The organism is Calothrix sp. NIES-2098 (assembly GCF_963875125.1).
GTDB lineage: Bacteria > Cyanobacteriota > Cyanobacteriia > Cyanobacteriales > Nostocaceae > Aulosira.
The window spans coordinates 5,984,553-5,996,778 of record NZ_CAWNKJ010000001.1 but is presented as its reverse complement, the minus strand read 5'-3'; the positions used below and the strand labels follow the sequence as shown (position 1 = coordinate 5,996,778).

Here is a 12,226-nt window from a genome sequence, read left to right as displayed (position 1 = left end):
AACTTCATAGCGAATTGCTATCAGTTCGCTCAAAAGAGGATATTGGAATTGACGTTATACTTTCAATCCAGTTTCCCAGAAATGAATTTTAGTTAAATTTTGCTTGAGACTGCCTACTTTGATAAATTAGGTTCTACAACATTGGGGAAGTTCTGAAAATTACGCCGTACCCAATCCATACCAACTTCATTGTTAAGTTTAATTTTCTGAGGTGTATTGGGATAAATCTTCGTGAGAATATCTGCATCTTGATCCACTACAACCTTGCCAAACTTGAGATAGGTACTGCCAAATAGCTTAAAGGCTGGATGCTTGGCTTGGGCAAATAGCAAAATGTAAGTTTTTGTACGATTTAAGGCTTCTGGTACAAATATATGGCACTGAGCAGCTTTACCTAATGGCATTTCTCCATGAAAAATCACTAGCGAAGGAAAGTGATTTTCTAGATGGGCTTTAATAGTGCTGGGTAGTAGAAATAAATCAGGTTTTTTCAGCTTTTCTACCCAGCTGTAAGCTGCTGTGGGCAGATCGTAAAGTGCATGGGAATGATGCCCGTTATCAATAAATTGATGAAATTCTACATTGGTAATCCGAAATAATTCCCGGTGAGTGCCATTTTGATGATTGTAGTCATGCATATTCAGCAGCATAGTTAGCAAATCTGTCTCTACACTTCTATCTGCTGTATACCCGACAAAGTAATAATTTTTAGCAATCTCATTCAGTACGTTAGGAATGGGCACTTTCGGTTCGTATCCCCCATAAGACCAAATAAAATCGTCTTGTAGAATTAACTCTAAAGGTTTCAGTTGGGGTAATGTTTTCTTGTGAGAACCTGGTAAAACCGTGCAGCCTTCCGCATCAAACTCCAGGGCATGAAACGGGCACACCACGCTACTTGCGCCACTGCTTTTGACTTCGCACCACCCTGCTGACAGCATTGCACCCATGTGTGGACAAGCGTTGGGTAAAGCAGATATCTTTCCAGACGCATCTTTCCACATCACATAATCAACCCCATACAAAGAAATTTTGCGCGGTTGATTTACAGGCAGCATCGATTTGTGTGCCAATAACCAAGGCGCACCAGGAAGCATAGACTGCATCATGTTCTCCCTTAGATATAAAATTGTGAGAAATCCGTCGTGTTTCTAAAATATGACAGAACATTCACATTCGTCAAGAAGTTTGCGCCGTCAACCCAAACAGCAGCGAGGTAAAGAAAGAGTCAAAAAAATCTTAGATGCGGCCGCAGCAGTGTTTGACGAAGTGGGCTATGAAGCGGCGACAACACATTTAATTGCGGCAAAAGCGGGAACAGCTATTGGTTCTCTATACCAATTTTTTCCTGATAAAGCCGCTATTTTTCATGCAATGGAGTTGCGCCATGTAGAACAAGTCAAGCTGATGTGGGCGCAAGTAGATAAGCAACAGATTGTCCAGTTACCACTCCGCCAAATGATTCATACACTGGCAAGTGCTGTCGCACAGCTATTTGAACAGCCTGTGTCGCGGGTGGTTTTTGTGCAGTTTTTTATATCTCGTCAGATTTTTCAGTCAATTGATGACAGCATGACTCAAGAAGCGATTAACTTTATGGCAAGTATCTTGAAACAGCGAAACTCTGCATTGAGTGAGGCGCAGTGTAACCTCCTAGCAGAAGTTTGCGTGCATAGCAGCAATGCTGTAATGTTGTCGGCACTTCGCACCGCAGATCGGCAACACAAGCAATTGCTAATTCAGCAGATTGAGGACTTGCTAGTGTCATATTTAGAGCCGCATTTGGGAGATAGTCTGTTGGGTAATGTAATGAAAGTAATGAAATGCCCGCATTGTCGATCGCCGCAATTATCGAAAAATGGGTATCGCAGAGGGAAGCAGTGCTATCGCTGTAAGGACTGTGGGAAACAGTTTGTGAACAACTCTAGGGGATGATTAAATCAATCAATCACCTTGATATGTGATATTTTCTCAGCCGCAAAAGGCACAAGACAGAATGTTATTGATAAATTACAAGTTCAGTAATGGCAGTATGACAGTAAAGGTTGTACCTTCGCCAACTTTGCTATCAACTAGAATCTCACCGCCATGTGCATCAACACACTTTTTCGCAATTGCTAAACCCAAACCAGTACCAGGAATAGATCCCACATTTTCCGCACGCTGAAAAGGCTGAAATAATCGTTTTTGGTCTTCTTCAGGAATACCAATTCCCCAATCTTTAATGCGAAAAGCGATCGCTTTTTCTTGACCAATTAGTTCAAACTTGACTGTACCGCCTGGTAGCGAATACTTAATCGCATTAGTTAGTAAATTTCCCAATATGTGTCGTAGGAGGCTCTCATCCCAGAGATTATCTTTAAATTCTCCCACACTTGTAAACACAAGATTTATCTGCTTTTCCTTTGTTGTGAGTTGCGCTTCTTCGATGAGTTGACGGCAGAATTTTTGTAAATCTAAAGAGATGAGTTCGCAATGAAGTCTACCTGAATCTGCTTGTCCAATTAACGAAACTTCATCTAATAACTGCGCCATGTTTTTGATTGCTGCGCGAATCATTTGAAAGTGAGAACTTTTTTTCTCTTGGGTCAATTTTTCATCGTTATTTTGTAGTAATCCCGCAGCTAGGAGAATAGTATTGAGGGGATTGCGGATGTCATGGGAGAGCATGGAGACAAATTCAGATTTGAACTGGTTAATTTCTTGAGCTTTTACCAGTTCGGCTGTGCGTTCTTCAACGCGAGTTTCTAATGTTTTATTAGTTGTCCGTAATGATTCTAAAACCTGTTTGCGCTCGATCGCATAATGTATGGAGCGAACTAAAACATCTACATTTACCTGTCGCTTAACTAGATAATCTTGCGCCCCTTGTCGCACTGCTTCAATTGCTAAGGCTTCGTCATTGGTATTTGTGAGGACAACAATCGGTAAGCTAGGGGCATAGCCAATCAGCGTTGGCAAGGATGACAATCCTTCGCTATCAGGTAGAGTCAGATCCAACAAAATGACATCATAGGAACATAAAGCCCTGTCTAGAGTTAATTCTTGGAGGGCATTTTGCAAGCGCTGAACGTGAACTACACTAAAGTCTTTGGATTGGGCTTGCTTCAGAAACTCTTGTAACAATCTCGCTTCTGCTAAGTTGTCCTCAATCAACAAGATTTTTACTGAGCCTGTAGCCATCATTTCCTGGTTCTACCTCCTTAATAGTCAAGAGTCCAGAGTCCACAGTCAAGGGTCATTAGTTCTTTCTCCCCACACTCCCTCATTCCCTACTCCGATGGCAATGTAGCAGTAGAGAGCCAAAACTCTTCAATACCCTTAACGATTTGAAAGAGCTGGCTCAGGTTGCGAGATTTAGTAATGTAGCAATTCACGTGTAAATCGTAACTGTGAAAAATATCATCCTCGTTTCTGGAGGTTGTGAGTACGACTACCGGAATGCGTTTGAGTGTGGGGTCGGTTTTAATTTCCGCCAGTACCTCACGACCATCCTTTTTAGGTAGGTTCAAATCCAAGAGAATCAGGTCAGGGCGTGGAGCATCAGCATATTCACCTTCTTGGCGTAAATAAGCCATAGCGTCCATGCCATCCCTGACCGTTACCACTTGGTGTGGTACTGTGCTATTTTTCAGCGCTTCTTGAATCAGGCGGATATCAGCTTTATTATCCTCGACCAAAAAGATCGTTTTGTGTTTTTCTTCCGTTTCTACGCTCACGCTCGCGGCCTCCAACTGGAATCGTAAAGTAGAAGGTTGCACCTTCACCCAGCTGTGACTCTACCCAGATTCGTCCCCGATGGCATTCGATAATTTTCTTACAGATTGCCAAGCCCATGCCTGTACCGGGATACTCTTCTCTGGTATGTAGGCGCTGAAAGATGACAAAAATGCGATCGCTAAATCGTGGATCGAGTCCAATACCATTATCGCGCACGGAGAACAACCACTCTTCCTCTAATCTTTCGGCTCCGATATGGATTTGTGGCGGTTTGTTGCTGCGGAATTTGATGGCGTTGGCAATCAGGTTTTGAAATAGCTGCATTAATTGTGTACTGTCAGCCATCACAGTAGGTAAGGGGTCATGGGTAATTGTTCCCCCAGTTTCATGGATGCGTCCACGCAAATTACTGAGGGCACGATTTAAGGGCGTTTCTATCTCAGTTAACTGAAAGGCGATCGCTTGCATATCGACTTTAGAGTATGCTAATACGTCATCAATCAGCGTTTGCATCAGACTAACTCCCTCAACGGCAAAGTTAATAAATTCCTTTGCGTCTTCGTCGAGTTCTTCTTCGTAGCGCATCTCTAATAGCTGCACGTAGTTTGCTACTTGATTTAGCGGTTCTTGCAAATCATGGGAAGCGACATAAGCAAACTTTTTCAGTTCAGCGTTTGAACGTTCTAAGTCTTGCGCTAACTGAGCCAGTTCATCGGCTTGGCGCAACACAATATTAATGATGGCTTTGCGTAGTTCTAAGGCTGCTTTAATTTCGACAAACTGCCAAGGTAAAGAAGTTAAACGAACGGTTTCTTTCCACAGTTCAAATGATTTCCGCGGAACTAGGCGCAAATTTCCTTCTGATTGGTTAACTTCAAATGCTTCGTTGGGATTTCCTCCCCAATTTACCGTTTGAATTACTTCCGGTCTAAACCACAATACATAATTGCGCTTGGAAATCGGAATAGCTAATAAACCGCTAGCGACATTTTTAAATTTTTCTGCATCTGGATAAATCTGTGGTAGTGAATCTGTATAGAATACTTCTTCATGTACATGATTCTTGAGCCATTGCAGTAAAAAATTCAAGTCGTCTTCTTTGGGCGTCTCACCAATAACTGTACAATTATCGCCAAAACATACAGCTGCGCCTTGGGCACTTGTTAAATCTAATAGATTCGGCTGGTGTTTAACTAACCCATCGATAAAGTTTTCTTCTTGCGACATATATTCCATCAACACTGATTGAATATATGCCAAATTCATGCGGTAATCGTAATCTTCAGTTTCTTCTCTAGCTGAAATTTCTGTAAATATCACTCTTCCTAAGAATTCGCACGCTTTACGCAATTCGTAGGAAACATATTTAGGCGTTTGATGATGACAAGCAATTAAACCCCAGAGTTTGCCATCTTTAATTAAAGAGATAGTCAAAGAAGCACCTACACCCATGTTGTGTAAATACTCTAAATGACAAGCAGCTGCACTTCGTAGAATTGAATTGGTTAAATCAACCGGACGCTGGCTTCCCGGATTATTCACCGGAATCATTTGTACGGGTTCAGAATATGAATCGGGGATTAATCTAATGAAATTGGAAGCGAATAATTTTCTTGCTGGTTTAGGAATATCTGACTCTGGGTAGTGTAACCCTAAGTAAGGTTCCATGCTGTTTAATTTTTCTTCAGCAATGACCGAGCCATGCCCATCTTCATCAAACTTATATAGCATGACTCTGTCAAAACCAGTTACTTTGCGGACTTCTTGGACAATTATTTGACAGAAATCGCGAAGGTTAGTAGTTTTTTCTAACTGGTTAATAGAAGCTCTAGCTAGATGGTAAAAACTTAAAAATGGGATATTCTCTTGAGAAATTGCTGGCTCTAATTCTAGAATTAAAATTCCTTCTGGATTGCGATGAAAAATCGCATCAAATACTACGTAATCATCGCCTTTTTTTCTTACCCAGACTTTAACTGGATTGATATAATCAAGATTTCCTGATAGTATGCCTGCTTTAATTCTTTCTATTTGGAATGGGTCTAGTAAGTCTTCTAGTTTTTTTTGCAATACATTTTCGGGTGATATGCCGAAAACATTCCATGTATTATTGCTAACTTGTAAGATTTTTAGCTCCGGCTCCTCCAATACCAAAAGGACACCATGAGGCTGAATTTGACTAGAAATATGAATTGGCGCTTCTTTTAAGCTACTAACATTAATACTTTGGACTTCTAATTCTGTCGCCATTACGATTCTCCTCTATTGGGCGGGAGCATCAAAAGTAATATCTCAATAAGTGTTAAGCACTTATTGAAGTTTGCATACTACTTTAGATGTTTCAAATTTAGTTGCAGATCCTGAGATATATGCCTAGGCTGGAATCATTTTCTTGAGCTATATAAAGTTAAAAATGTTCCGATCGCCAAAGGCAGGGAAGAAATAATGCAAATGCGAAAAACTTTATCAATCACCTACTATCTATGGTTATTTACTATATATTTGATTTCCCGGTTACTGCGCTAGCTTAATTATTTTTATGCTGAGAATTTGGAAATCTTCAGTAGCATCACACAGTATCTCTTTTGTCTGCAATTCACAGTTTAACAGCCGATAAACTTATGTAGGGATAAGAAATATGAATAATACGCGATTAACTAAACCGCAAACTATGTAGTTGTATGAAGCTAAGTTTGCAGTCATAAATTCCAACAGAATTTAACAGGAAAAATGCCACAATATCAAGCATTATAACTGCTGAGTACGTTAAAATAAGTGCTTAACCGATGATTCTGAGAACACAATACAAAAGACATAATTGTTAATGCTTCGTTTTTTTACTAAACTAATGCACATTTAACTTATACAAATATGCGATCGCCAAGTTTTAGGATTGCTACTCTTCGTAGCCTAGGTGAATCCTTATGCCTATGCAATGACATATAGATATTTTTACCTATCCTTACGGAATGAAAAGTTAACCGCCAATGAATTTAGGCGGCGCGTTACTGGGAGTACTTTTGCTTTAACTAAATGAAATTTCGTCTAAATTATTATTTAAATCCAAGAGTTAAATAACATTCGCAATTTATAACCCTCGGAAGTTAGAGGTAAGCCTAAATAAATCGGCATCCAGAAGATAAAAGCAGCCAAAATCAGAAATGCAATAGTTACACCGAATACACGTAGTTCTTTATAATAACTGCGAAGACATTGATCTACAAACCAAGCGATCGCTAAAAATACAAACACTACAGCACATATATAGTGGTAAATAAAAACGCACCTAGTGACTTTTACCCAAGGCAACAAATTAGCAGCATAATTTAACACTATATATAAGGCAACCCAAGTATCAACAGAAAGGTTTGCAGGTACAGACAACTGCTTGTTTTTGAACAAAGGAATTACCAATTTTGACCCCAGCATTCCTACTAAAAACAACATAGCAGCCATCCCAGACCACCACAAAAAAGGATTACCCATTGCATGGACATCATAAATTATCTGTCCGTCAGCAGCAGGTAAATTAGGCCCCATTACGGGTAATGCATCTTTAAAACTACGAGCTGTTTGATAATAATAAGCCATTGGTCGAGTCATCAAAGGCCATTTATACCAAGCCGCACAGTAAGGATGCACTGCGGGAGTATTACCACCCATATGCAGATGAAACTGCAAAATTTGTTGGTGTACTTCGATAAAACCGTATCTTTTATCAAGTTGTAGATGAGGAATCCAGATCAGGCTGTAGATTAAAGCTGGGATAATTCCTAAATAAAACACCATCTGAAAAATATTTAGTTGAGTTAGCTTTTGGAGTGGGGTCTCAACTTTAGTTAATGATGTTTCTTCAAAGTTGGCATCTTTTTTAGCAGTAAGATAAGAATGTAACCACCGCAATAGCCAAGCTGTAATCCAAATAAAATAAGTACCTAACAGAAACCATAAACCGTTCCATTTAGTGCCAACTGACGCACCAAAACCAATACCAGCAGCAATTAACCATAAAGAACGTCGTTGTTTTTGGTTATCTAAGGCTAAAAATAAAAACCATTGCCCTAATAAACCAAAAATCACAATATAAATATTACTAAGAGCATAGCGAGACTCAACCAGAAATAAACCATCACAGGCGGTAAAAAAGCCTGCAAGCAATGCAAAGCTACGACGATGGCTAATTTGATAAGCAATAGCAGCGACAACTAAGGGAATAAATGAGCCAGTGAAGGCGTTTGCCCAACGATAAGCCCAAGGAGATATTAAAGAACCGGCTAACCCATTTAATGATTCTTGCCCAAAACTAAAATGACTACCAAGCCAAATTCCAATACCAATAATATATTGACTCAAAGGCGGATGAGCGTTGAAAAATGGAGTATTGGTCAGATAATTATTGCCAAATTTGGCAAAGTAAACTTCATCAAATACTAGAGTATTAAATCGATCTAGTTGCCAAAAACGCAAGGCAAATGAGAAGAGAAAAATAGCCGCTAGCCCTATACGGAACAAATTTTTAGTCATTTGTTATTTGTCATTTGTTATTTGTCATTTGTTATTTGTCATTGGTATTTGGTATTTGGCGGTTAAGTATTCATTTGCTTTTGTCTAACTAACTCAATGGCGATCGCAATTAGTGCATTGGCATCAACTGGTTTCACAATATGTCTTTGGAAACCTGCCGCGATCGCTTTTTGCTGATTCAATTCTCCAGCATAAGCTGTTAAGGCGATGGCTGGAATAGATTTACCTTGTGGCGCGGCTCGAATGTTTTGTATGAGCATATAACCATCCATTTCTGGCATACCGATATCGCTGATTAATAAGTCGGGAATTCTTTGGTTAATAGCATTGAGGGCGGCGAATCCTGATGACACGGCTGTCACGGTTGCTTGTTCTTGCGTCAACACAAAGGTGAGAAATTCACAGGAATCTGGCTCGTCATCTACAACTAAAATGTGAATACCGCTGAGATCTAGCGAGTGCCGATCGGATTGTGGTAAAGCCGCTTGAGGAACCATCGCATCCCAGAATAGGGGAAGTTGCACTATAAAAGTTGCACCTTGCCCTTCCCCTGGGCTTTCTACTGACACAGTACCGCCATGCAGTTCCACGAGTTGTCGTACAATCGCTAACCCCAATCCTAAACCCCCGAATTGCCTGGTTGTGGAGCCGTCTTCTTGCTGGAAATGGTCAAATACATAGGGTAGAAACTCAGCACGAATGCCTTTACCCGTATCTTTGACTTGAATTTGAGCGTTGCTGCCAACTGATATTAAGCGAACTTCAATTTTTCCCCCTGGCGGAGTAAACTTTACAGCGTTGGATAGAATATTCCAAACTACTTGCTGCAATCTAGTTGCATCCCCTATAGCATTGATCGTGGGGCTAATATCAGTCTGTATTTCTATAGACTTGGCTTGAGCCGCTAATTGTACAGTCTCCAGTGCCGAGTAAATCACGTTACCCAAATCGAGGGGGAGTGCATTTAAAACTAATTTACCCCGAAGAATTCGCGAGACATCGAGTAAATCATCAATTAGCTGTGCTTGTAACTTAGCGTTGCGCTCGATGGTAGCGAGAGCTTCAGCAGTTTGTGTGGGATTGAGTTTGCCATTTTGCAATAACCTTGACCAGCCAAGAATCGGGTTGAGAGGGGAGCGCAATTCGTGGGAAAGGACGGCGAGAAATTCATCTTTAATTCGACTGGCGCGTTCGGCTTCTTCACGGGCGGCGCGTTCGCGCATAAGTAATTCTTCTCGATCTTGCTCGGCTTGCTTGCGTTCGGTGATATCTTCAGCAACACCGGCAATTCGATATGCTCGTCCATCTTCATCTCGAACTATAAAACCGCGATCGCGTATCCAGCGAATCGTACCATCAGGACGCAATATCCGATATTCTTCAGTATGATTGCCCTTGGCTAGACATCTTACTCCAGCCATCTGTACCTGTTCTCGATCTTTGGGGTGAATTGTTTCCGTCCAACTGCTGAGACTGGCATACAAGCTTTCACAGGAACGCCCCCAAATTTGCTCGTAGGCGGGACTGACGTAAAGTATCTTTTGTTCTTGCGGATCGGATAGCCAAAACACGCTTTCAATTGCGTCTGCCATTTGGCGAAACAGTTCTTGACTTTGCTGTAATGCGGCCTCTGTTTGTTGGCGATCGCGTAGTGCTGCTTCTGCTGCCATTCTTAAGGTTTTTTCTTGCTGGCGTGCAGCTTGTCGCAATTGAGATAATTTAAGATTGGTTTCTACACGCGCCAGCAATTCTCGTGCGGAAAAAGGCTTGACTATATAATCATCGGCTCCGGCAGCCAGTCCTTCAATCCGCGATTCTTCACCAGCCCGTGCTGATAATAAAATAATCGGGATTTCTTGAGTTTGTGGATCGCAACGCAGCGATCGCAGTAATTCAAAGCCATCAATTCCTGGCATCATCACATCTGTTAATACCAAGTCTGGTGGATGATTCCGCACTGCCTTTAACGCCGAGTTACCATCTGCGACTGTCTCAACTATGTAGCAAGAACTCAACAACCGCTTGACATAATCACGCATATCTGCATTATCATCAGCCAAGAGAATGCGAGTCGTTTTCGCAAAGGTAGTAATACCATCTCCCCCACTCGCCTGCTCCCATACATCTAGCCAACGCCGAGCTTCTTCCAGATAAGGAATTGAGCTTAGAGTAGTTGGCGTTAAAGTCTGACTAGCGTGGATTGCTTCCCTTGGTAAATGAGTCGATCCCGTGGGAATGGTTACAGTAAAGCAACTTCCTCCACCCAAAACACTGGTAACGCTAACCGTCCCACCATGAAGTTTCACAAATTCCTGCACCAGCGATAATCCAATACCTGAGCCTTCAAAACTTCTTCCTTGGGCACCTTTGACTCTGTGAAATCGCTGAAATAAATAGGGAATTTCCTCAAAGGGAATGCCAATCCCTGTATCTTCAACAATTAAATCAATGTAATTGGGAAAATAGCCTAATCGAACTGTAATTGTACCTGAAAAGGTAAATTTAAATGCATTTGATAACAGATTAAAGACAATTTTTTCCCACATTTCGCGATCGACATAAATCGCTTCTGGTAAAGGAGGACAATCAACAATCAGTTGCATTCCTGCCTGTTCAATTGTGGAGCGAAACACACTGGCAAGTTCGGCGGTAAATGTGGCTAAATCTGTGGGTTCATAAACTGCCTGAATGCGTCCAGCTTCAATGCGAGAAAAATCAAGCAAGGTGTTAACTAATTTTAATAACCGCAGTGCATTACGCTGGACAATTTCAAGTCGTTCTCGTTGCACAGCAGGTAAGGGATGTGCGGGATCGGATAATGCATCTTCTGTTGGCCCCAACATTAAAGTTAAGGGGGTACGGAATTCATGAGAAACATTACTGAAAAATTGGGTTTTGGCGCGATCGATTTCTGCAAGTGCTTCCGCCCGCAGCCGTTCTGCTTCGTAAGCGCGGGCGTTAGCGATCGCCGTGGTAATTTGTCCGGCTACTAAATCCCAGAAGCCTTGATAATCATCATCAAATTGGCGGCGGGGACTGATTCCTGCAATCAAAAATCCGCTAAGTCGCAGCTGTCCGGGAGTGGTAAGTGGTAAAACACAAGCGCAGTTTGGCGACTCCGGCCAAGCACCTCCGGGCAAATCTCCAAATTTTGATTGCAGATTATTGACTAACTGACTTTTACCATCGGTAAGGACAGCAGAAAGCGACCAGCGATCGCATATTTCCGATCCCATCTCAATTTCTGGAGGGCTGGCTGGGGTTCCTGGGGCTAATCCTGTTGCACCTACTAGTCGCGCCTGCGATTCGCTATCATCCAGCAAATACAGTAGGGCAAAGGGTACATCATAGGGGTTATTAGCTAAGGTGTGGGCAGAAATTTCACAAGCATCTTCAACGGTTTTAGCCTCGGCGGTATTAGCTGCTAGTTCTCGTAACGTGTGCAGACGGCGATCGCTCAAAACGCGACGGGTTTCCTCAGTACAGGCACAGAAGACCCCACCCACACTACCATCATCCTGGGGAATGGGACTGTAGGAAAAGGTAAAGTAGGTTTCTTCGGTATAACCATTACGCTGCATAACTAAGAGCAATTCTTGGTTCCATGAAGAATACCCTTTTTGCAGCACAGCTTCAGCTTGTGGCCCTAAGGTGTCCCAAATCTCCGCCCATACCTGGGAAGCAGGCTGACCTAGCGCTTGGGGATGGCGTTGACCCAAAACTGGAATGTAAGCATCGTTATAAAACTTGGTCATCGACTCTCCCCACCAAACAAACATGGGGTAGCGCGACCCTAACATGATGCGAACGGCAGTTTTTAAGCTTTGCGGCCAAGTTTCTACAGCACCGACAGCGGTAGTTGACCAGTCAAGCGATCGCATGAGCGCCCCCATCTCACCTCCGCCCGCGACAATATCTTCACATCTCGTCAATTTTTGCTCAGTGCCCACAATCTTGACTCCGCTTCTGAAAAGTATTTCAT

At 42.0% G+C, this 12,226-nt stretch carries 7 protein-coding genes; 1 reads left to right on the top strand and 6 read right to left on the bottom strand.

Annotated features, from left to right (window positions below; genetic code table 11):
* Nucleotides 1-113 precede the first annotated feature (113 nt).
* The gene (locus AACU33_RS25120; protein WP_339376274.1) at nucleotides 114-1,109 is read right to left on the bottom strand and encodes a Rieske 2Fe-2S domain-containing protein; all 996 of its coding nucleotides are present in this window, start codon (nucleotides 1,107-1,109) and stop codon (nucleotides 114-116) included.
* Between the two features lie 49 nt (nucleotides 1,110-1,158).
* On the opposite strand from AACU33_RS25120, the gene AACU33_RS25115 reads away from it, so the two are divergent.
* Complete coding sequence (locus AACU33_RS25115) at nucleotides 1,159-1,935, top strand: TetR/AcrR family transcriptional regulator (protein ID WP_096591690.1); 777 nt, start codon at nucleotides 1,159-1,161, stop codon at nucleotides 1,933-1,935.
* A gap of 75 nt (nucleotides 1,936-2,010) precedes the next feature.
* On the opposite strand, the gene AACU33_RS25110 is transcribed toward AACU33_RS25115, so the two are convergent.
* The 5 genes from AACU33_RS25110 to AACU33_RS25090 all read right to left on the bottom strand — a co-directional run bounded on the left by AACU33_RS25110 (nucleotide 2,011) and on the right by AACU33_RS25090 (nucleotide 12,137).
* Nucleotides 2,011-3,183: an ATP-binding protein gene (locus AACU33_RS25110; RefSeq protein ID WP_096591687.1), complete on the bottom strand. Its 1,173-nt coding sequence runs from the start codon at nucleotides 3,181-3,183 to the stop codon at nucleotides 2,011-2,013.
* Between the two features lie 89 nt (nucleotides 3,184-3,272).
* Nucleotides 3,273-3,719 carry a response regulator gene (locus AACU33_RS25105; protein WP_096591684.1) on the bottom strand — a complete coding sequence of 149 codons (447 nt, stop codon included), beginning with the start codon at nucleotides 3,717-3,719 and terminating at the stop codon, nucleotides 3,273-3,275.
* Nucleotides 3,667-5,970, bottom strand: coding sequence for a sensor histidine kinase (locus AACU33_RS25100; RefSeq protein WP_096591682.1), 2,304 nt, complete (start codon nucleotides 5,968-5,970; stop codon nucleotides 3,667-3,669). The genes AACU33_RS25105 and AACU33_RS25100 overlap by 53 nt, the downstream gene beginning before the upstream one ends.
* Before the next feature lie 807 nt (nucleotides 5,971-6,777).
* A complete protein-coding gene (locus AACU33_RS25095) occupies nucleotides 6,778-8,244 on the bottom strand; it encodes a dolichyl-phosphate-mannose--protein mannosyltransferase (RefSeq protein WP_096591679.1) in 1,467 nt (488 codons plus the stop codon).
* Nucleotides 8,245-8,306: 62 nt separating this feature from the next.
* A complete protein-coding gene (locus tag AACU33_RS25090) occupies nucleotides 8,307-12,137 on the bottom strand; it encodes an ATP-binding protein (RefSeq protein WP_096595375.1) in 3,831 nt (1,276 codons plus the stop codon).
* Nucleotides 12,138-12,226: the final 89 nt, after the last annotated feature.

What these genes read in the sequence shown, in the direction of transcription:
- AACU33_RS25120 (WP_339376274.1), bottom strand. Translation starts at nt 1,109, where the DNA reads ATGATGCAGTCTATGCTTCCTGGTGCGCCTTGGTTATTGGCACACAAA.
- AACU33_RS25115 (WP_096591690.1), top strand. Translation starts at nt 1,159, where the DNA reads ATGACAGAACATTCACATTCGTCAAGAAGTTTGCGCCGTCAACCCAAA.
- AACU33_RS25110 (WP_096591687.1), bottom strand. Translation starts at nt 3,183, where the DNA reads ATGGCTACAGGCTCAGTAAAAATCTTGTTGATTGAGGACAACTTAGCA.
- AACU33_RS25100 (WP_096591682.1), bottom strand. Translation starts at nt 5,970, where the DNA reads ATGGCGACAGAATTAGAAGTCCAAAGTATTAATGTTAGTAGCTTAAAA.
- AACU33_RS25095 (WP_096591679.1), bottom strand. Translation starts at nt 8,244, where the DNA reads ATGACTAAAAATTTGTTCCGTATAGGGCTAGCGGCTATTTTTCTCTTC.
- AACU33_RS25090 (WP_096595375.1), bottom strand. Translation starts at nt 12,137, where the DNA reads ATGGGGGCGCTCATGCGATCGCTTGACTGGTCAACTACCGCTGTCGGT.